Below are 19,699 nucleotides of genomic sequence, written 5' to 3'. Positions count from 1 at the left end.
TTTTTCTATATAGCGGAACCCCATCATTTCCACGTTGTAGGGGGCCGCCTGACCAGTCTGAATTTCTCGCAATTCAGACTGATCGGAGGTAAAACAGCGTGGACGCTGATAAAAAGAGAATATGGATTCGCGGCCAATATGTTGAGGTCACGGATGAAGTGTACCGGGCCTATATGCAGGGCGACCGGAAAATGCGCTATTTTGAGAACGATTTGAAAACCGAGCGGTTCGTTCTCGGAAGGGAGGGCCAAGTGGTGCAGATCATCCCCAGCCGCGAAGATTCTTTGGACCGGCTGGTGGATGAAAATGCCCAGCAATTCTCCGACGAGCAGGAAAGTGTGGAGAGCGTGGTGCTTCACAAGCTGGAAGTGGACAGGCTACATACCGCGCTTTCCCTGCTGACTCCAGAGGAACGTGCGCTGATCCAGGCGCTGTTCTTTGAGGAAAAGACAGAACGGCAATATGCAGACGAGCTTGGCGTGTACCGCAATGCTGTTCATGTTCGGAAAATGAAGGTCCTTAAAAAGTTGAAGCTCTTATTGGAGGGCTAAATTAAACCAAATGAGGAACCTCTTGCTTTGATAACGCAAGAGGTTCCTTTTATATCGTTTATACTTATTTTTCATATTCTTATTTAGGCGTTCATGTTTCTTGGCTTGTATTCTTCGAAAGAGCGAAGTATAATAGGTGCTGGAGGTATGTGCAATGGATTATATGACTTTAAGAGAAGCCGGCGAGAAATGGGGAATTTCTCCACGGCAGATCAATTATTATTGCTCCGAGGGACGCATTCCGGGAGCTGAAAAAATGGGAACGGTTTGGCTAATCCCCAAAGATGCAAAAAAGCCGGTGGACGGCAGGACAAAGCAAGGGAGGGCATTGAAACATGAATAGTGTTTTGATTATAGACGATGATAAGGAGCTTTGTGCCTTGATGAAGAAATGCGTGGAACAGGAAAATTTGTCTGCGGTGGTGGCGCATGGCGGTTTAGAGGGCTTGCGGCTGCTGGAAGAAAACAAAGACACCTGTTCCCTGATTATTCTGGATGTGATGATGCCGGATATGGACGGCTTTCAGGTATTACAGAAAATTCGGGAGAAGAATAATGTGCCGGTGCTGATGCTGACCGCCAAAAGCGATGAGGAAGATAAAGTTTCTGGCCTGCGGCTGGGGGCGGACGATTACCTGACAAAACCTTTCAGCATTAACGAGCTGATGGCTCGCGTCAATTCCCTGATCCGGCGCTATACCACCTTAAATCCCGTGGCCGGGAACGAGGCCGCTACTATGCTGCTGAAAGATATGGTGATTGATAAAGTCAATCGGACGGTGACAGTTCAAAATCTCCCGGTAGAGCTGACCGGCAAGGAATTTGACCTGCTTCTGTTTCTGGCGTCCAACAAAGGCCGGGTGTTTACCAAGAAGCAGATTTACACGCAGGTATGGGCGGAGGAATATGCCTTTGACGACAGCAACATCATGTCTTTTATCAGCAAACTGCGGAAGAAAATCGAGCCAAATCCAGAACAGCCGTTTTATATCCAGACTGTCCGGGGTGTGGGGTATCGGTTCAATAAGGAGGCATGAGCATGGAGATGAACCTTTATCTGCTGCTGGCCTTATTGATTGCCCTGCTGGTGATTGCTTACCTTTTGGCAAAACTTCACCGCGTCCGGGGCCAGCTTTCCCTTATTAAAGATGCCCTGACGGATATAAAGAACGGGAACCTGAACCGCCGTGTACTGGCGCGGAAAAGCGACCTGACGAAGCAGATCTGTTATGACATCAACGAGATCGCCATGAGCAGCCAATCCCGGCTTATCCAGCAAAAACAATCCGAGCAGGCTTATAAGCGGCTTATGACAAGCCTTTCCCATGATGTGAAAACCCCTCTTGCCTCTCTGGTAGGCTATTTGGAGGCCGTGGAAAGCAAGATGGTAACAGGAGCCGAGCAGGAAGAATATATTCGTGTGGCTACGGAAAAAGCCCATCATCTGAAAGACTTTGTGACCGCCCTGTTTGAATGGGTGAAGCTGGATGCCGGGGAGCAGATTTTTCATTTTGAAGTCTGCGACCTGAACGAGCTTTCCCGCAACATTATGGCTGACTGGGTGCCGTTACTGGAAAACCACGACCTTACCTACGAGATAGAGATACCTGAAACAGAATACATGACAAGGGTTGACCCCACCGCCTACACCCGTATTCTCAATAACCTGCTGCAAAATATCCTGACGCACAGCGACGCAAGGCAAGTGTCCCTGACCATAACCGAAACGGAGCAGCAGGCAAAAATCATGTTAGCCGATAACGGGAAAGGGATTTCCGCCGCTGATCTTCCCCATATCTTTGAACGGATGTATCAATGCGACCATTCCCGGTCTGCCAAAGGGAACGGGCTGGGCCTCTCCATTGCTAAGGAACTGGTGAGCGTCCATAAAGGAACCATCACGGCAACCAGTGTCCCCGGAGCTGGTACAACCTTTACCATCATACTTCCGAAAGCCCTGTGACCGCGCAGGGCTTTCTTGCGTTCAAAGCAAGGTTAAAACAAGATTTCGGCAAGGTTATGGCAAGGTTCGTCCCTTATAATAGGAACCATGAAAGGAGGAAACCGCATGACGATCATTGCAACTGAAATCCAGAAATGGAAGCGGAATAAGATTGTCTGGTGTATTTTGGCCCTGACGCTGCTGTTTGGGGCGTTTGCGATTGAGCGGGCTTGCAGCATTGCAAGGAGCAGCCCCTACATGGATAGCTTTGGCGACCTCTATACACTGGCGTTTAAGAACCTGTCCAGCCTGTTCCTGCCGATTGTGCTGGGAATGTTCGCCACAACCTTATTTTTTGACGAACACAAGAACGATACGCTGAAAGAACTGCTCATCATTCCTATCACAAAAGCGCAGCTATACTTTTCAAAAGTCGCTGTGGTGATCCTGATGTCTGTGGGGCTGTGCCTGATTACCTTTCTTTTATGTGTTGTCGGCGGGCTGATTGCCGGGGGCTTTCCCGACCTGAACGCCCAAACACTGATGGATGCTGGCCTGTTGTATCTGACGGGCGGGCTTCTGATCCCCATAGCCATGCTTCCGATTGTGTTTCTTGCCACGCTGTCAAAAGGATATATTCTGCCGATTGGCGCGACGCTGCTTTATCTGGTTCCCGTAGTCATTGCCCCTGCCTATCTTACGGGAATACACCCGCTGGCAAGCGTGATGGGGATTTATCCCCATATTTCCGAAGCAGCCGCCGCTATGGTAGAAAGCCTGATGCAAGGCGTTTTGCCCCATACTTCGCCGCTTGTTTGTGCCGGTTCTCTGCTCCTGATCGGTGCAGCATTTGCCGTCGCATCCGTTGTGGCTCTAAAAAAGCAATCTTACTGAAAGGAAAGACCTATGAAACGATTGATTAGTTTATTCCTCTGTGTTCTGTTCGCTTTTTCGCTTTGCGCCTGCCAGCAGGCCGCCCCATCTTCCAGCGAGGCTCCCGACCAACAGGCTATTACAGAGGAAGCTACCGAATACTTTAACCAGATGATGGATGGAGATTTTGAAACTTTCTTCAATGCGCTGCCGCAGGGCGTACAAGACAACACTTCTGCGGAGGCAATACAGGAAACATGGAAGGAAGAAGCCGATAAGCTGGGCGGGCTGCCGGAGAACGCTTCCCCGGAGGTGTCCTGCTATGTGCCGGAACACTCCGACCAAATCCGTGTTGAGTTTGTCATTCCCTGTGAAAAGGGCGATTTCAAAGTATTTATCAACTACTCCCCGGATGGCAGCCTTTACAACTATGTCATTTGGAAAAATGAAGCAGAATAAGAAAGAGAGGCATATTTATGAGTGACTTTGTGATTGAAACCAAAAAGCTGACGAAGATTTACGGCGAGCAAACCGCCGTCAGCTCTGTGGATATTCATGTGAAGCCGGGCCGGATTTACGGGCTTTTGGGCCGGAATGGAGCCGGTAAAACCACCATTATGAAAATGATTTTGGGCCTTACTCCAATCACTTCCGGCGAAGTGGATGTATTCGGCCAGAACATCAAAGGCCATGAGAAGCGCATTTATCCCCGCATTGGGGCCATCATCGAAACCCCCGGCTTTTACCCCAACCTGACCGGCACAGAAAATCTTGAAATCTTTGCGAAGCTGCGCGGGACGCCCCGGCCCAACGCCGTCAAGAACGCACTGGAAGTCGTGGGGCTTCCTTACCGGGACAAAAAGCTGTTCAGCAAATATTCTCTCGGTATGAAACAGCGCCTCGGCATTGCCAACGCCATCCTGCATGACCCGGAGCTTTTGATCCTCGACGAACCGACCAACGGGCTTGATCCCATCGGCATTGCCGAAGTGCGGAACTTTATCAAGGATTTAAGCGTGGATCGCGGCAAAACCATTCTGATTTCCAGCCACATTCTTTCTGAAATTGCGCTTCTGGCAGACGATATTGGAATTATCGACCACGGCGTACTGCTGGAAGAAAGCAGCATGGAGGATTTGGAAAAGAAAAATCGGAAATACATTCAGCTTCAGGTGTCGGATGTCCCCAAAGCCTCTCTGATTTTGGAACGGCAGTTCCATGTGATGGATTATGCGGTGCAGGACGAACATAACCTGCGACTCTATGACACCGCACTGGATATGGCGGCAATCAACAAGGCCCTTGTGGTGCAGGATGTGGCTGTTATCAGCTCCCAAATCTGCAATGATACCCTTGAGGACTATTTCAAGCAGATTACGGGGGGAGAGGGCATTGCTTAAACTGATACAGGTTGAATTTCTAAAGCTGCGCCGGAGAACATTTATCTGGCTCATGCTGCTGGCAGCTCTGTTTATGCCGCTGGCCGCCGTGTTCTACTTCGCAAGTGTTAAGGGAACCGGCGTGGAACCCATCGAGTTTTACAAATGGACGGCGTTCAGCTATACCCCGTGGATTATCCTGCCGGTGGTGCTGGGGATGCTGTGTACCATGCTGATGTATAACGAAAACCAATATGATATGCTCAAACAGCTCTGGATTGTGCCGGTCAATAAGATGGCGTACTTTTTCAGCAAATTTGCTGTGGTGCTGGTGTACTCGGTCTGCTTCATGCTGATTACCGCAGCCGCGTCCATCCTTACCGGCGTCCTGCCCGGCTATATTGCTTTTGACACCGGGAGCGTCCTTTATCTTCTGCGGAAGTGTATGGAAATCTCTCTGCTGACCGCCTTTGCGGTGCTGCCAATACTGGCGGCTGCCGCAGCGCAGAAGGGGTATATTCTTCCCGTCTGCCTGACGCTGGTTTATACATTCCTCGGCTTTATCCTCTTGATGGTGAATATGTACCTGCATCCGCTGTCCAGCATGACCGCCATTGTTATGCGGGATATTCCGGGTGTCGTAATTACCCAGCCACTCAACATTCCGGGGGCGTTCCTCTGCATAGGCGTGTGGGGCGTTGCTTCTGTCCTGCTGGCTGGGGCTGCTTTGAAAAAGAGAAAGTGAGGTGCATTTGAAATGGAGCTTTTACTTTGGGCGGAGCGCCGGAAACTCCGCCGTTCTAAAATCTTGTGGATTGCCGGTTTTGCAACGGTCATGGTGGCGTTGATTGTCTTTGCACAGGGTCAGTTCACGTTCTATGAAAGCCGCTATATTGACGGTGCCGGATGGTTTATGACAGCGGCCCAATCCCTTGCCACCTTTTATGTGTTGCCTGCGGTCATTGCCCTGCTGGGCAGCTATATGATCTGCCGGGAGGAACAGGAGGACACCCTAAAATCCCTGCGGCTCATTCCCGTGGATGAAGTGAAGCTGACGCTTACCAAAATGGTGCTGGCCCTTGTGTTCAGCGTCCTGATCTATCTTCTGCTTTTTGCTATTACCTTTCTCATTGAGGCTGTTTTACACTTTGAAGCTCTATCCATTGGCCTTGTTTTGGGAAACTTGAAAACATATCTTCTGGACGGGATCGGCGTGTTTTTTGCCATTTCTCCGATTATCGCTTTGGTGGCCCGGATGAAGAAGGGTTACTGGCTGGCGCTGGTATTTGCTGAAATTTATTCGTTCGCCGGGCTGTTCGCAAGTATGTCCAACCAGCTAAAGACAGTATATCCCATGACAGCCGTTTTCAATATCTCCGGCTATTACGATGCAAGCATAACCCAGGTTTTCATCGGTGTTGTGGTTCTGCTGGCCTGTGCTGTTCTGGCGCTGTTCATTCTGAAAGGGCTGAACAGGAAAGCAAAATAATTCTGATTTTCTAACCACCAATCAGATAAGAACATAATAAGGAGCTGATAGAAGGGGGAAGTTAATGAGAAAATTGCTTGTCATAGACGACAATTTGGGTTTTTTAGGTTTTTTGACCTCTGCTTTAGAAAAATATTTTGAGGTTTATACAGCAACAGGGGTAAAAGATGCGTTGCGATTGCTGGAACATCAAAAAGTCGAAGCAATCTGTTCTGATTATAATATGCGGGATGGCACAGGACTGGATTTGCTCGAAGAAATTCGTCAAAAAGGGATCACTGTCCCTTTCCTGCTTATGTCTGGCGACGATGATTTCCTGATTGAACAACAGACAAAATTTTATGGCGGCGTTTTCTGCTGCAAAACCGACTGTGATTTCATTGCGAAAGTAAAGGCATTAGTAAATCCTGAACCTAAAACATAATATTTTCATTATCTGCCGGACGATGGCAAAAGAAAAAAAGCCGTCGTGCAGCAGACTTATTGACACGCCCATATTACTTTTTCGGCGGCTTTGAGAAAATCAAGGCCGCCGTTCTTTATGCCCTCATACTGACGACGCCCTGACGCTGGCGGGATCGGCGGCTTACGGAGGGAGCCGCCATGGAGGAAAAAGCGTTTCGACATAATGCGACAGAGCGCAGGCTGTCAAAAAATCGCTTGCTGTTCACCGTGGCTTTACGCCTTTCATACTGAACCATCATGCCATGATTTACACGAACTAAAAGGAAACGCACTTGCTGTTGGGGCTGTTGTCCCATTCTGCAGGTGCGTTTTTCAATATAGAGGAACCCCATTCCCACGTTGTAGGGGGCCGCCCGACCAGTCTGAATTTCTCGCAATTCAGACTGATCGGAGGTAAAACAGCGTGGACGCTGATAAAAAAAGAATATGGATTCGCGGCCAATATGTTGAGGTTACGGATGAAGTGTACCGGGCCTACATGCAGGGCGACCGGAAAATGCGCTATTTTGAGAACGATTTGAAAACCGAGCGGTTCGTTCTCGGAGAGGAGGGCCAAGTGGTGCAGATCATCCCCAGCCGCGAAGATTCTTTGGACCTGCTGGTGGATGAAAATGCCCAGCAATTCTCCGATGAGCAGGAAAGCGTGGAGAGCGTAGTGCTTCACAAGCTGGAAGTGGACAGGCTACATACTGCGCTTTCCCTGCTGACTCCAGAAGAACGTGCGCTGATCCAGGCGCTGTTCTTTGAGGAAAAGACGGAACGGCAATATGCAGACGAGCTTGGCGTATTCCGCAATGCTGTTCATGTTCGGAAAATGAAGGTCCTCAAAAAACTTAAAAAATTTTTGGAATAATCGTTGTGCAACCTCTCACCCTCAACGGCAAATAGGGTGAGAGGTTCTTTTTATGGCCTCACGGCACCTTGAAAACTGCATACCCATTCATCAAGCACATTCCCGCTGCTTTGGCGAAAGCCAAAGCCCAGGTAGCGGCTGCGCGGCGATCTGCCGGGAGAAAACAACGAGACACCACCGCAAAAAGAAATTGTAGGTCTTTGGTTTGTTCTTCCCGGCAAGGAGCGAGAAACAGCAGGCTGCCAGTACCGGGCGGCTCCCGGTACGGCCATGACCAGCAGCGGAGCGATACTCCCGTCCAGCCTAACGTCCGAGCGTTGAAGCGGTTTGCCACCGTGATCCGTCGCAGGCAATGGGGGCGGTTGCGTGAGAACCACGCGAGGGGTGAGATTCCCCGTGGAGCTGGTGAGCTGCCAGCCGTTTGATGACTTCCCGCAGTGTTCCGGGGTGTCGAGGACAAATAGGAACGCTTTGAAATATGAGCCGTACAGCAGGACGGGCCAATGAAAACAAGAGGATTGTTTTATCTCTCCCCGGCCTTCATTCTGTTCTGCTGTCCGGTTCTACATAGGCGGCAGCAGCCGCCTGCATTTCAAAGGGAGGTCATAAGCATGAACAGAACATATCATCGCGGCGATATGTACTATGCCGATTTGGGCCGGGGAATCGGCTCCGAGCAGGAAGGTTATCGCCCGGTCCTGATTATTCAGAATGATACTGGAAACAAGCACAGCCCCACGGTCATTGTGGCAGCCATATCCAGCAAAGTGGACGCCAAGGCCAAGCTGCCTACCCATTACCTTCTCAAAGCAGAGAACGGCCTGGAGCTGCCTTCTCTGGTGCTGATGGAGCAGCTCCGCACCATTGATAAAAGGCGGCTGGAAACGTACATCGGACATCTGGAGGAACAGCATATTCGCCGGCTCAACCGCGCCCTGGCTGTCAGCGTGGGATTGATCGAAGAAACACCCCCAAATTTAATCATGTGCCTTTGTCCGGCCTGTGCCAACAACTTCTACGGCACAGGCTCTTATTATTTGCGCAGGGTTCACCCTGGCCGGGTGGAAAAGGACATCTGCACTTACTGCGGCCAGCGGCCCGGTTTTGACTATGAAGTGGTAAAAAAGAAGGAAAGGAAGTGAAGATTGGATATGGAAAAGCTGATTACTCGTAAGGAGGCAGCAAAACTGTTAGGAATCAGCCTTGCCACCTTGGATGAAGCCAGAAACAGCGGTTTGATTTCCTATATTCAGTATGTGCCGAATGGATGCGTATATTTCACTTCTGCCTACCTTCAGGAATATGTCGCTAAATGCACCTATCGGGCAAAACCTGTGGAAAAGAAAGCGACCTACCGAAATGTGCGAGGAAACAAATCGCACCTTTGAGCAAATCGTGCGGTTTTGGTAAAACAAAGATACAACACTGATTGCATTTGGAGGTAGAAAAATGGCAGCAAAAAGAAAACGAATTCCCAGGTACAGCAAAGTCCAGATAAATGGGCATGAGTATTACAAAACAGATATTGAGGACGCAGATGGCAAACGGGTGATTCTTTACGGAAAAACCCGCGAGGAAGTTTACGACAAGGAAATGGCGGCTCTTGAGCAAATCGATAACGCCACATTCCGGCGTAAATCCCCCACGGTTGCCGAGTATTGTGAAAAGTGGCTTCTGATGCAGTCTGTCCATATCCGTGCCACCACATTGATCGATTATACATCCAAGGTGCGGCGGCATATTATCAAGGAGCTGGGTGAGAAACGAATGGCCGATGTAACCCTGGATGACATCCAGGTTGCCCTTGTGCCAGTCTCTAAAAAGTCGGCTTCAGTTTATAAGTCCGTGGTAATCCTCTACAAGTCTATTTTCCGGGCGGCCAAGGAGAGCCATGTGATTGATACAAACCCGACGATATACCTTGAGGCAAAAGGCGGAGGCGTTCCGCAGGAGGAGCGGCAGGCTTTGACGGATGAACAGGTAGAACGGCTTTTGGACGCCATTCGCGGGTTGCCGCCCTATGTATTTGTGATGATTGGTCTGTATGCTGGGCTGCGGCGGGAAGAAATCCTTGCGCTGCAATGGGATTCGGTATATCTGGATACAGATGCGCCGTATTTGACGGTTCGGCGGGCGTGGCATACGGAACATAACAGGCCGGTCATTCTCACAGAGTTAAAAACGAAGGCTGCGGAGCGGAATATCCCTCTCCCGGATCGTTTGGCAGAGTGCTTGAGAGAGGCAAAGAAAAAATCGACATCAGACTATGTAATTGCTAACCAGGATGGGGAGCCGTTGTCTTATACGCAGTTTAAGCGGCTTTGGCAGTATATCGTGACACGGACAGCAAAACCGAGGATAGCCCGCAAACTTGTGGACGGGAAATATGTGAAGTATATGCTTTACCCGAAGCTGGGTGAAAAAGCACGGAACAACGGTCATGTGGTATATAGCCTGGATTTTGACGTTACGCCACACATGCTTCGTCATACCTACATCACAAATTTGATTCACGCTTCAGTAGACCCGAAAACAGTTCAATACTTGGCTGGCCATGAGAGCAGTAAGATCACGATGGACATTTATGCGAAGGTAAAGTACAACAAGCCGGAGCAACTGGCAGGAGTTTTAAGCGGAGCCTTTGCAGAATGGGATGGCGGTGAATACGAAGCGGCACAATAATTTGACGGAAAACGTACAAAGGGCGGGGAGTGTTCCCCGTCCTTTACGTTTTCCAGAATCGCACCTTTGATAGAGCCATGGTTTTTCAGTATAAAGAAGGTATCGGCGCTGAAATACATATTAAATAGAAAGGAACTGAAATCATGGCGAAAAAACAAGAAAATGTTCCCCGGTATGGCACTACCATGCGGAGGGGGATTCAATATTACAGGACTCGGATCACCGATGCCGATGGAAAGAGAGTGGACTTGTATGCTGAAACCTGCGAGGAACTCCAGCTAAAGGAGATGGAGGCCCGACGCCAGGTAGAGGAGGCGGTTTTCCGCAGAAAACATCCAACGGTGGCAGAGTATTGCGAGAAGTGGCTGCTCATGCAGTCGGCAAAGGTATCTTCCGGCACGTTGAGAGGATATACCCAGACCATGAACAACTATATTGTCAAGCCCTTGGGAGAAATGTATCTGTCAGATGTAACAGCAGACGATATTCGGCTTGCGATGATTCCATTGGCTTCAAAATCTGCTGGATTGTATAGTACGGTCAATATGCTCCTGAAATGTGTCTTTTATTCGGCAGAGCGAAGCCAACTACTTGACTATAATCCCTGTGAGGGACTTTCAGCCAAAGGAGGAAAACCGGGGAAAAAGAAAAATGCTTTGACGGATGAGCAAGTGAAGCTGCTTTTGGATACTGTCAAAGGACTTCCGCCCTACACATTTATAATGATCGCTTTATATTCCGGCCTGCGTCGTGAAGAAATTCTGGGACTGCAATGGGACTGCGTATTTCTGGATGTTCCTACGCCGTACATCTCTGTACGGAGGGCATGGCGCTCAGAACATAACAGGCCGGTGATTTCCACAACGCTGAAAACGAAGGCGGCCCGGAGAGATGTTCCCATTCCCAAATGCTTGGTTGCTTGTCTGCGCGAAGTCAAGGAAACAGCCGTATCTGAATATGTGATTGCAGACCGTACTGGGCAGCCACTTTCGTATTCGCAGTTCCAGCGAGTTTGGAAGTATGTAACCGTTCGCTCTACGAAACCCCATAACTATTATAAGTATGTAAATGGCCAGTGCATCAAATGCACCGTAACACCCACCCCTGGGGAACACCAGAAAAACAATCCTAAGTTGGTGTATGCCATTGACTTTGATGTGACCCCACATCAACTTCGCCACACCTATATTACTAACCTGCTGTACGCTGGCGTTGATCCAAAAACTGTCCAATATCTTGCTGGGCATGAAAACAGCAAAACAACGATGGACATTTACGCGCAGGTAAAGTATAATAAACCTGAAGAACTTGTAGGTGTGGTAAATGACGCCTTTCGACAATAGAATCAAAGTATCCTGTGTCCCCATTTTATGATTAAATAGTGGGGCAACATTTGAGGGCAGGGGCTAAAAAGCCCGGAATATCAAGGAAAATCGGACGAAAGAACGGTTAAGGCAGGGTTTCCTGGGGGAGGGTTCTCCCATGTATAAATTGTGCATATTTGATTTGGACGGTACACTGGCGGATACGGTAGAGTCTATTGCCAGAGTAGGGAATATGGTACTGGAACACTTTGGCCTGACTCCTCAGCCGGTGAGGGATTATAATTATTTTGCCGGAGATGGTGTGGATATGGCACTAAAAAGAGCTCTGGCAGCAGCCGGGGATACTGCAGGGGTGCACTACAGGGAGGGGAAAACTCTTTTTCGAAAGTGGTTTGCCATGGATCCCTTATATCATGTAAAGCCTATGCCGGGGATTTGCCCGGTTTTGGAGACTGTGAAGAGTATGGGGATAGAGACAGCCGTATTTTCCAACAAACCCCACCTGGAAGCGGTTCATGTGGTGGAGACAATATTCGGAAAGAATTTCTTTTCTATGATACAGGGCCAGACAGAAGAAATTCCCAGAAAGCCGTCGCCGGACGGTGCATTGTATCTTGCTAAGAAGCTGGGTGTAAAGCCTGGGGAATGTCTGTATCTGGGAGATACGAATACAGATATGGATACGGGAAGAGCTGCAGGAATGGATACCGTGGGGGTGACCTGGGGATTCCGGCCCGCAGAGGAATTAAGGGAACATCACGCCAGGTTTTTGATAGACTATCCGGAGCAGATTTTGGAGATCCTGGAGGATGGAAAGTATGCTTAAGATGATAGCCAGCGATTTGGACGGCACTCTTTTGCAGGACGGGAAACGTGATCTGGAACCGGAGATGTGGGAACTGGTGCACCGGCTCACGCAAATGGGAATCTTGTTTGTAGCTGCCAGCGGCAGACAGATTCCGAATCTGGAGCGACTGTTTGCACCTGTGAGGGGAGAGATCGCCTATATTGCGGAAAATGGGTGTCTCTCACAGTATAAGAATAAAATATTACATAAAGATATCCTGCCCAGAGAATTAGGACAGGAGATCATGCATACCATATGGAATAAGGACAATGCAGAGATTCTGTTATCCGGGGAACGTACTTGTTATATTCAGCCGAAGAGCCCCGCATATTATTATCACATGGTCAATGTTGTCAAAAATCATGTAACCGTTGTGGACGACATTTTCGCAGTAGAAGAAGAGTATATGAAGATCTCGGTGTATGACGAAAGGGGGATTGCTCAGTCAGAAGATTATTGGAAGGAAACCTTCGGATCAAAAGTAACTGTAGTCACATCCGGCAATGTCTGGCTGGATATGACTCCTGTGGGGGCGAATAAAGGCAGCGCCATAAAACGGCTGCAGAGACAGCTGGGGATCCGGCCGGAGGAATGTATGGCATTTGGAGACCACTATAATGATGTGGAAATGCTGCAGGCGGTAAAGTACAGTTACGCTATGACCAATGCCCAGGAAGGGGTAAGACAAATCTGCAGATATTCTGCAGAGAGAGTAGAACCTGTGTTAAAGAAAATTATAGAAAAAGGAGGCAGAGTATAATGGAAGAGTACAGTGATGAGTGTTTGGCGTATTTCTTAAGTCATCAGGATCAGTTATTTGACGAACCAGTGGCAGAGACCTTGGAAGAAGCGGAGGCGTTTCTGGAAGACTGCATGGCTGTTGTGGTGGATTCCATGGAGGAAGTCCGGGCATATTTTGACGAGAGCGGGATGGATGTAGAAACCATGAGCAATGATGAGCTGGAGGAAGCCAGCGAAGTATTCAAACTGCCCAACGGGCAGTATCTGATTGTAGAAGGCTGAGAGGCGTTTTACATGGAACAGACAGAGCAGCAGTAAGCTGCCCGTCAGGACGGCCTTTCGAAGGGCAGACTGTCGGGCAGCTTACTGCTGTGAGAGACAGAAAAAGGAGAGACACAAATGGGATGCAACAAATATGATGTAATTATTATCGGGGCAGGACCATCCGGTATCTTCTGCGCATATGAGCTGATTCGGCAGAAACCGGATATGAAAATTCTTATGATTGAGAAGGGGCGCTCTATAGAAAAAAGGCAGTGTCCCAAACGGAAAACGAATAAGTGTATGGGATGTCAGCCCTGTGCCATTACCACAGGTTTTGCGGGAGCAGGAGCATTTTCAGACGGGAAATTGTCTTTATCTCCTGATGTGGGGGGGAATCTTCCTGAGATTCTGGGATATGAGGAAACTGTGAAACTGTTGAAAGAATCCGACAATGTTTATCTGAAATTCGGGGCAGACACAAAGGTGTACGGTGTGGACAAGGAGGCAGAGATCCGAGAGATACGCAGAAAAGCAATTATGGCTAATCTCAAGCTGGTAGAGTGTCCCATCCGCCATCTGGGTACGGAAGAGGGATACAAGATCTATCACCGTCTCCAGGACTTTCTGCTGGAACAAGGAATTGTAATGAAATTCAATACCATGGTGACGGATATTGAGATTACAGACAATCAGGCAAGAGCAGTAGTGACAGACAATGGGGAGCGCTATGAAGGTACAGAATTTGTGGCCGCCGTGGGAAGGGAAGGAGCGGACTGGTTCAGCCATATCTGCCGGGACCACGGAATAGAGACTAATGTGGGAACCGTAGACATTGGAGTCCGTGTGGAGGTGCGGGACGAGGTGATGGATTTTCTGAATAAGAACCTCTACGAGGCAAAGCTGGTATACCACACACCTACCTTTGACGATAAAGTGCGTACCTTCTGCACCAACCCTTCCGGTGAGGTTGCCACGGAATACTACGAAAACGGATTGGCGGTGGTCAATGGACATGCCTACAAATCTCAGGAATATAAGACTAATAACACCAACTTTGCTCTGCTGGTGTCTAAAAACTTTACGAAGCCTTTCAAGACACCCATCGAGTACGGCAAACAGATCGCCCAGCTGAGCAACATGCTCTGCGATGGTAAAATCATGGTGCAGACCTTCGGAGACTTCCGCAGGGGCAGGCGTACGACAGAAGAGCGGCTGTGCAGAAACAACCTGATTCCAACCCTGAAAGATGCAGTACCGGGAGATTTGTCCCTGGTATTTCCCCACAGAATCATGGTAGATATCGCTGAGATGATCGATGCCTTGGATAAAGTAACGCCCGGAATCGCAAGCGATGAAACCCTTCTGTACGGAGTAGAAGTAAAATTCTATTCCAATAAAGTAGTAGTGGACAGAGAATTTCAGACCAGCATCAAAGGACTGCGGGCAGTGGGGGACGGTGCATCCGTCACCAGAGGACTGCAGCAGGCATCCGCAAACGGAATCAGCGTTGCCAGAAGTATTTTGGGGACGTGTTCTTTTTAGAAAGAACACGTCCCCAAATCAGGGCAGGGGTGTCCCATTTTCAACTTCCCCTGTCCCCTTTTTACTTCAAATATTTTGTGTTTCAAAATAATTGAAGTACAAATGAAAATATGATATACTTCCAACAGATACCAATAAAGAAATATTCTGCAAACGGAATGAGGATAAAGGTGATGGCTCTATGAGCGATATGAGTATGAAAAAGAAATGGAGCAACCGGATAAAGAAGAGAATAGAAGGAATTGTCCTTTATGTTCTCTACGGAGGGCTGTTTGAATTATATAAAAGGGATTCCCGGATACAGAGAGAGGTTGACAGCTGGAAACATGGAATGACCTATTGTCTGCAGTGTCATAAGAATGGCCCGAGTCTATATATCAGAAAGACTGGCAGGGGATTGGAGCGGTTGGATCCCAGGGTACAGTCTGACTATGATACCTGTTTTCAGTTTAAAAGTGTTGACAGTGCCTTTCTGGTTTTCACAGGACAGATGGGAATCGCGGGGGCCTATGCTGCCCACGGATTTACCATGAAGGGGGATATTGGGACCGCCATGTCTTTTTCAAGAAGTGTGGATCTGGTGGAAGCTTACCTGTTTCCCAAATTTATCACCCGAAGAATTCTAAAGGAGATCCCGGAAAAAGAGATGAGTGCCCTGGGCTTGTACATCCGCATTGCAGGGGGGATTCTGTCAGGACGCTACCGGATGACAAGAGAGAATAAGATTACCTATACTGCCAGAACGGCCGGCGGGGCCAGCTGACTGTCCATCAGAGAAAGGAAAAAGATAGAACTATGATACCAGAATATTATGAATTTCAGAGCTCTGCGAAGATTCTTTCGGGAGCTTTTGCTTTGGAAAATATACCTGTTGAACTGGATAACCTGGGCTGCCTGCGGCCTCTGATTTTGTCGGATCAGATGCTCGAAAAGATTGGAACCCTCCAGGTGGTATTGGATGCCCTTCTCTCAGGAGGAACAGAGATTGGGGGGATCTATACAGATATCCCTGCAGATTCTTCCTTGGAAATCGTTAACCGTATCGGAAGCTATTATAAGGAAAATAACTGCGACGGCATCGTAGCGGTGGGCGGCGGATCCGTGATCGATACCGCAAAAGGCGCAAGGATGATTCTTTCCCAGCATGCAGTGGACATTATGGAAATTCTCGGATGTGAAAGTATGAAAAGAGGAGAGCAGATCCCCTTCGTCGCTATCCCCACAACATCCGGGACCGGTTCAGAGTCCACTCTGGTGGCTGTAATAAGGAATGAGGCAAGAAAGCTTAAAATGGAATTCATCTCTTACTATCTTCAGCCGGATGCGGCGGTTCTGGATGTCCGTATGACAGAGACATTACCTCCCAGGATGACTGCCTCCACAGGGATGGACGCCCTCTGTCATGCCATTGAGGCATACAGCTGTCTTCAGAAAAATCCTCTCAGCGACGCCTATGCCATATCTGCCGTAAAGATGATAGGCACGTATCTGGAGGAAGCCGTGGCAAACGGAAAAAATAAAGAGGCAAGGCTGGCAATGGCAAATGCATCTATGATGGCAGGCGCTGCTTTTTCCAACTCCATGGTAGGCATTGTCCATGCGGTAGGGCATGCCCTTGGGGGTGTCTGCCATATACCTCACGGTGACGCTATGACGGTACTCCTGCCTTACGGAATGGAATATAACCTGGAAAAATGCAGAAAAGAGTACGGAGAACTGCTGCTGTACCTGGCGGGGGACAACCTCTATAGCAGAACACCTGCGGCGGAGAGGGCAGAGCAGCTCATAAGGGAGATACGTAATATGGAAAACAGACTCCACAACGCCTGCGGTCTTCCCCTTACCTTGAAGGAATTAGGTGTAAAGACAGAGGATTTTCTGCAGGCAGCGAATACGGCGGTCAATGACGGAGCAATGATTGTAAATCCCCGGCAGGCGGGTGTAGAAGATGTTCTGGAGCTTCTAAAACAAGCGTACTAAATTGACAGGCCCTGAAAGTTGGAGTATACTTACGGTTACCAAATCAGACCAGGCATAAATGCAGAAGGTTCAGGGAGGTATTTATGGAGATTGAAGAATTAGTAAAAAAGCAAAGAGCATATTTCTATACAGGAAAGACCAGAAGCTGCGGGTTCCGGATGAAGGCACTGGAACGGCTGGAAGCTTCCATCAAAAGGAACGAACAGGAGATTCAAAGGGCTTTATCCTTGGATCTGAATAAATCTACCTTTGAATCCTTTATGACAGAGGTAGGGCTTACTTTGAGTGAGCTTTCTTATGCAAGAAAGCATCTGGCAAAATGGATGAGAGAACAGAGAGTTCTGACACCATTGTCTCAGTTCCACTCGAGAAGCTATGTAATCCCGGAACCGTATGGGGTGGCCCTTGTTATGTCACCCTGGAATTATCCGTTTATGCTGTGCCTGGAACCATTGATCGGCGCAGTTGCCGCCGGCAACTGCTGTGTCCTGAAGCCCTCTGCTTATTCCCCGGCAACCTCAGAGGTAATTAAAAAGATTATAAGTGAAGCTTTCCCGGAAGAGTATGTTGCTGTGGTTTTGGGGGGCCGCAGGGAGAATACCCAGCTTCTGGAGCAGCGGTTTGATTATATATTCTTTACCGGCGGCGTTCAGGTGGGAAAAATGGTAATGGAAAAGGCATCCAGGAATCTTACGCCGGTTACCCTGGAGCTGGGAGGAAAAAGCCCGTGCATCGTAGATGAGACCGCTGACCTGAAGCTGGCGGCCAAACGGCTGGTGTTCGGCAAATATCTGAACAGCGGGCAGACCTGTGTGGCGCCTGACTATCTGTTGGTGCACCGTTCTGTCAAAACCGAACTGCTTGGATATGTTCGGCACTGGATCACCGCAATGCTGGGGAAAGAGCCTCTGAAAAACCCTGATTACCCCAAGATGGTCAATGAAAAGCACTACCGCAGAGTTCTGGGACTTATTCAGGGGGAGGAGATTCTGGAGGGCGGATACGGCTGTGAAAAGACTCTGCAGATAGCGCCAACGGTGTTGGATCACATTACCGGGGAGTCTCCTGTAATGCAGGAAGAGATTTTCGGACCGGTTCTCCCAGTCCTCACCTATGAAACGTTGGAAGAGGCTGTCTCTTTTGTCCGGGAGAGAGAAAAGCCTCTGGCCCTCTATCTGTTTACAAGGAGCAGGGAGACGGAAAAAAAGATCCTGGGCAGTCTTTCCTTTGGAGGGGGGTGTGTGAATGACACCATCATCCATCTGGCTACCTCCCGGATGGGCTTCGGAGGAGTGGGAGGCAGCGGTATGGGAAGTTACCATGGGAAACTTAGTTTTGATACCTTCAGCCATAAAAAAAGCATGGTAAAAAAATACAACTGGATCGATCTTCCCATCCGGTATCAGCCGTATACATCTGGAAAAGAAAAGCTTTTGAGGATGTTTTTAAAATAATTCGGAGAAATACAAGGCACAAATCTCAGATGGTTTCAGAGATTTGTGCCTTTTTGTATTCATAAGGAAGGCATTACAGCACCAAATTCTCGGGCTTTTTTCTGAAGATAAAGAATCCGTTCAAACTTAGCGGCAGGGGGTACAGTGTCTGCTACAGACAAAATCAAGTGATCTCCCCGTCCCAGATTTTCAAATTTCTGATCTATAAATCTCTGAAACGTCACATCATCCATAGAATCCTCCAATACAGAAATAGAGGGTATTCCTCCCCAGATGGTACACGTTCCGTCAAAGATGCGCCGGGTATCCTCCAGTGAGATTTTTGTCATGGGTGCAGGGCAGATAGAATCAGCAAGATCAAAACCAGACCGTTTGTATAATTCCAGAAGTCCTGTATTTTCTCCATCCGTATGAGTTGCGATGAATTTTCCTCTGCTATGGGCGATTTCCGACTGGCGCCTTAGCGTTGGAAGAATATATTCCTCGTACATTGCGGGTGCGGTAAATGATGCGTCATAATTGGCTCCTGACAGAATAATTTCCGCCGGACTATTGATTGCCGCATCAAAAAGCTTCTGGCAAAAGGGAGTGATTTGCTGTATAAAAGCATCCATCTCCTCCGGATTGTCGTACTGCTCATAATAATACGTATCAAAAGCCATCAGTTCCTTAATCAGATAATGACCGGGGGAGGCCCACATGGCAGATAAGGCAACCGCTACCCCCCGATCACCGATGTATTCCTGCTGAAACTGTGTGTAATTGCTGTAATCAGGGATTACTTCCATATTTTCAAAAATATATGCCATAGCAGCATAGTCTTCCGGGGACTTGACGGCATGTTCACGGATTACATACAGTGTAATCCCGTTTTTTTTCATCTCTTTATTGTGCACAACTGTGGTGGTGATATCCCCTTTTGGCGTCTCATACCGGACCTTTAGAATACCATCTCCGGTTCGCTGATGGGTGCGTCTGACATTGTGGAGCTTTATCCGGTAGGGGTGATTCTTTAGATGATAGATACCTATGCCTACATCCAAATCTCCGTCCTCGGGGTTTATAAAATCCTTAAAATCCGGAATGATTGCATGGTATCCCAAATCCAGGTCATCGGTGATATCTTTTAGTGTGGCATGCCTGTAAGGGGCCGGCAGAGTACCATTTCTGGAATTCGCATTGTACCATATATCCAGGCGAGGGACAAATGGCAAAGCATCCGTGGGCTCCCCCTTCAGAGTAGCCAGAATACGTTCTTTGATAGTCATAGAGTCCTCCTTTTGAATCCACTGCGGGGGAAATGGATCTATTT

Annotated in this window: 23 protein-coding genes; 22 read left to right on the top strand and 1 reads right to left on the bottom strand. The window is 48.6% G+C overall.

The genetic code is table 11. The annotated features are described in order from the left end of the window. The first annotated feature begins 98 nt into the window (after positions 1–98). The 22 genes from GKG41_RS12235 to GKG41_RS12130 all read left to right on the top strand — a co-directional run bounded on the left by GKG41_RS12235 (position 99) and on the right by GKG41_RS12130 (position 18,387). Positions 99–551, top strand: coding sequence for a sigma-70 family RNA polymerase sigma factor (locus GKG41_RS12235; protein ID WP_102269064.1), 453 nt, complete (start codon positions 99–101; stop codon positions 549–551). A 154-nt stretch (positions 552–705) separates the two neighbouring features. Continuing rightward, positions 706–894 carry a helix-turn-helix domain-containing protein gene (locus GKG41_RS12230; RefSeq protein WP_075877473.1) on the top strand — a complete coding sequence of 63 codons (189 nt, stop codon included), beginning with the start codon at positions 706–708 and terminating at the stop codon, positions 892–894. Beyond that, on the top strand, positions 887–1,588 hold the full coding sequence (locus GKG41_RS12225) for a response regulator transcription factor (RefSeq protein WP_154259016.1): 702 nt from the start codon (positions 887–889) through the stop codon (positions 1,586–1,588). The genes GKG41_RS12230 and GKG41_RS12225 overlap by 8 nt, the downstream gene beginning before the upstream one ends. Positions 1,589–1,590: 2 nt before the next feature. Further along, positions 1,591–2,514, top strand: coding sequence for a HAMP domain-containing sensor histidine kinase (locus GKG41_RS12220; RefSeq protein ID WP_154259014.1), 924 nt, complete (start codon positions 1,591–1,593; stop codon positions 2,512–2,514). Positions 2,515–2,619: 105 nt separating this feature from the next. Next, complete coding sequence (locus GKG41_RS12215; protein WP_154259012.1) at positions 2,620–3,387, top strand: ABC transporter permease; 768 nt, start codon at positions 2,620–2,622, stop codon at positions 3,385–3,387. 12 nt (positions 3,388–3,399) lie between these two features. Next, complete coding sequence (locus GKG41_RS12210) at positions 3,400–3,825, top strand: DUF3887 domain-containing protein (protein ID WP_075877469.1); 426 nt, start codon at positions 3,400–3,402, stop codon at positions 3,823–3,825. Positions 3,826–3,842: 17 nt separating this feature from the next. Beyond that, complete coding sequence (locus GKG41_RS12205; protein WP_154259010.1) at positions 3,843–4,766, top strand: ABC transporter ATP-binding protein; 924 nt, start codon at positions 3,843–3,845, stop codon at positions 4,764–4,766. Further along, complete coding sequence (locus tag GKG41_RS12200; RefSeq protein ID WP_154259009.1) at positions 4,759–5,490, top strand: ABC transporter permease; 732 nt, start codon at positions 4,759–4,761, stop codon at positions 5,488–5,490. The genes GKG41_RS12205 and GKG41_RS12200 overlap by 8 nt, the downstream gene beginning before the upstream one ends. Before the next feature lie 12 nt (positions 5,491–5,502). Continuing rightward, the gene (locus GKG41_RS12195; RefSeq protein ID WP_154259006.1) at positions 5,503–6,234 is read left to right on the top strand and encodes an ABC transporter permease; all 732 of its coding nucleotides are present in this window, start codon (positions 5,503–5,505) and stop codon (positions 6,232–6,234) included. A gap of 64 nt (positions 6,235–6,298) precedes the next feature. Continuing rightward, positions 6,299–6,658, top strand: coding sequence for a response regulator (locus tag GKG41_RS12190; protein WP_075877466.1), 360 nt, complete (start codon positions 6,299–6,301; stop codon positions 6,656–6,658). A 444-nt stretch (positions 6,659–7,102) separates the two neighbouring features. Then, a complete protein-coding gene (locus tag GKG41_RS12185) occupies positions 7,103–7,552 on the top strand; it encodes a sigma-70 family RNA polymerase sigma factor (RefSeq protein WP_161213485.1) in 450 nt (149 codons plus the stop codon). 611 nt (positions 7,553–8,163) lie between these two features. Continuing rightward, on the top strand, positions 8,164–8,694 hold the full coding sequence (locus GKG41_RS12180) for a type II toxin-antitoxin system PemK/MazF family toxin (protein WP_154259004.1): 531 nt from the start codon (positions 8,164–8,166) through the stop codon (positions 8,692–8,694). 9 nt (positions 8,695–8,703) lie between these two features. After that, positions 8,704–8,940, top strand: a complete 237-nt coding sequence (locus GKG41_RS12175) for a helix-turn-helix domain-containing protein (RefSeq protein ID WP_044933357.1) — start codon at positions 8,704–8,706, stop codon at positions 8,938–8,940. A 61-nt stretch (positions 8,941–9,001) separates the two neighbouring features. Beyond that, the gene (locus GKG41_RS12170; RefSeq protein ID WP_154259002.1) at positions 9,002–10,234 is read left to right on the top strand and encodes a site-specific integrase; all 1,233 of its coding nucleotides are present in this window, start codon (positions 9,002–9,004) and stop codon (positions 10,232–10,234) included. A gap of 143 nt (positions 10,235–10,377) precedes the next feature. After that, the gene (locus GKG41_RS12165) at positions 10,378–11,577 is read left to right on the top strand and encodes a site-specific integrase (protein ID WP_154259000.1); all 1,200 of its coding nucleotides are present in this window, start codon (positions 10,378–10,380) and stop codon (positions 11,575–11,577) included. Between the two features lie 139 nt (positions 11,578–11,716). Beyond that, positions 11,717–12,385, top strand: coding sequence for an HAD family hydrolase (locus tag GKG41_RS12160; RefSeq protein WP_154258998.1), 669 nt, complete (start codon positions 11,717–11,719; stop codon positions 12,383–12,385). After that, positions 12,378–13,166: an HAD family hydrolase gene (locus GKG41_RS12155; protein ID WP_154258996.1), complete on the top strand. Its 789-nt coding sequence runs from the start codon at positions 12,378–12,380 to the stop codon at positions 13,164–13,166. Before GKG41_RS12160 ends, GKG41_RS12155 begins: the two co-directional genes overlap by 8 nt. Next, positions 13,166–13,429, top strand: a complete 264-nt coding sequence (locus tag GKG41_RS12150; RefSeq protein WP_154258994.1) for a glyoxalase — start codon at positions 13,166–13,168, stop codon at positions 13,427–13,429. Before GKG41_RS12155 ends, GKG41_RS12150 begins: the two co-directional genes overlap by 1 nt. Before the next feature lie 117 nt (positions 13,430–13,546). Next, the gene (locus GKG41_RS12145) at positions 13,547–14,953 is read left to right on the top strand and encodes an FAD-dependent protein (RefSeq protein ID WP_154258992.1); all 1,407 of its coding nucleotides are present in this window, start codon (positions 13,547–13,549) and stop codon (positions 14,951–14,953) included. Positions 14,954–15,134: 181 nt separating this feature from the next. Continuing rightward, a complete protein-coding gene (locus GKG41_RS12140) occupies positions 15,135–15,716 on the top strand; it encodes a hypothetical protein (RefSeq protein WP_154258990.1) in 582 nt (193 codons plus the stop codon). A gap of 32 nt (positions 15,717–15,748) precedes the next feature. Then, complete coding sequence (locus GKG41_RS12135) at positions 15,749–16,933, top strand: iron-containing alcohol dehydrogenase (protein WP_154258988.1); 1,185 nt, start codon at positions 15,749–15,751, stop codon at positions 16,931–16,933. A gap of 83 nt (positions 16,934–17,016) precedes the next feature. After that, a complete protein-coding gene (locus GKG41_RS12130) occupies positions 17,017–18,387 on the top strand; it encodes an aldehyde dehydrogenase (protein ID WP_154258986.1) in 1,371 nt (456 codons plus the stop codon). Between the two features lie 59 nt (positions 18,388–18,446). Here GKG41_RS12130 and GKG41_RS12125 read toward each other — a convergent pair whose 3' ends face one another. Next, positions 18,447–19,655 carry a uroporphyrinogen decarboxylase family protein gene (locus GKG41_RS12125; RefSeq protein ID WP_154258984.1) on the bottom strand — a complete coding sequence of 403 codons (1,209 nt, stop codon included), beginning with the start codon at positions 19,653–19,655 and terminating at the stop codon, positions 18,447–18,449. Positions 19,656–19,699: the final 44 nt, after the last annotated feature.

The organism is Lactonifactor sp. BIOML-A5, from assembly GCF_009677585.1.
Taxonomy (GTDB): domain Bacteria; phylum Bacillota; class Clostridia; order Lachnospirales; family Lachnospiraceae; genus Lactonifactor.
Note: the sequence above shows the minus strand (reverse complement) of the source record. Positions and strands in the feature narration are given on the sequence as shown.

Coding starts and splice junctions, on each gene's coding strand:
- GKG41_RS12125 (WP_154258984.1), bottom strand. CDS start 19,655: ATGACTATCAAAGAACGTATTCTGGCTACTCTGAAGGGGGAGCCCACG.
- GKG41_RS12195 (WP_154259006.1), top strand. CDS start 5,503: ATGGAGCTTTTACTTTGGGCGGAGCGCCGGAAACTCCGCCGTTCTAAA.
- GKG41_RS12150 (WP_154258994.1), top strand. CDS start 13,166: ATGGAAGAGTACAGTGATGAGTGTTTGGCGTATTTCTTAAGTCATCAG.
- GKG41_RS12230 (WP_075877473.1), top strand. CDS start 706: ATGGATTATATGACTTTAAGAGAAGCCGGCGAGAAATGGGGAATTTCT.
- GKG41_RS12135 (WP_154258988.1), top strand. CDS start 15,749: ATGATACCAGAATATTATGAATTTCAGAGCTCTGCGAAGATTCTTTCG.
- GKG41_RS12175 (WP_044933357.1), top strand. CDS start 8,704: ATGGAAAAGCTGATTACTCGTAAGGAGGCAGCAAAACTGTTAGGAATC.
- GKG41_RS12155 (WP_154258996.1), top strand. CDS start 12,378: ATGCTTAAGATGATAGCCAGCGATTTGGACGGCACTCTTTTGCAGGAC.
- GKG41_RS12220 (WP_154259014.1), top strand. CDS start 1,591: ATGGAGATGAACCTTTATCTGCTGCTGGCCTTATTGATTGCCCTGCTG.
- GKG41_RS12165 (WP_154259000.1), top strand. CDS start 10,378: ATGGCGAAAAAACAAGAAAATGTTCCCCGGTATGGCACTACCATGCGG.
- GKG41_RS12130 (WP_154258986.1), top strand. CDS start 17,017: ATGGAGATTGAAGAATTAGTAAAAAAGCAAAGAGCATATTTCTATACA.
- GKG41_RS12190 (WP_075877466.1), top strand. CDS start 6,299: ATGAGAAAATTGCTTGTCATAGACGACAATTTGGGTTTTTTAGGTTTT.
- GKG41_RS12215 (WP_154259012.1), top strand. CDS start 2,620: ATGACGATCATTGCAACTGAAATCCAGAAATGGAAGCGGAATAAGATT.
- GKG41_RS12225 (WP_154259016.1), top strand. CDS start 887: ATGAATAGTGTTTTGATTATAGACGATGATAAGGAGCTTTGTGCCTTG.
- GKG41_RS12160 (WP_154258998.1), top strand. CDS start 11,717: ATGTATAAATTGTGCATATTTGATTTGGACGGTACACTGGCGGATACG.
- GKG41_RS12145 (WP_154258992.1), top strand. CDS start 13,547: ATGGGATGCAACAAATATGATGTAATTATTATCGGGGCAGGACCATCC.
- GKG41_RS12140 (WP_154258990.1), top strand. CDS start 15,135: ATGAGCGATATGAGTATGAAAAAGAAATGGAGCAACCGGATAAAGAAG.
- GKG41_RS12210 (WP_075877469.1), top strand. CDS start 3,400: ATGAAACGATTGATTAGTTTATTCCTCTGTGTTCTGTTCGCTTTTTCG.
- GKG41_RS12170 (WP_154259002.1), top strand. CDS start 9,002: ATGGCAGCAAAAAGAAAACGAATTCCCAGGTACAGCAAAGTCCAGATA.
- GKG41_RS12180 (WP_154259004.1), top strand. CDS start 8,164: ATGAACAGAACATATCATCGCGGCGATATGTACTATGCCGATTTGGGC.
- GKG41_RS12205 (WP_154259010.1), top strand. CDS start 3,843: ATGAGTGACTTTGTGATTGAAACCAAAAAGCTGACGAAGATTTACGGC.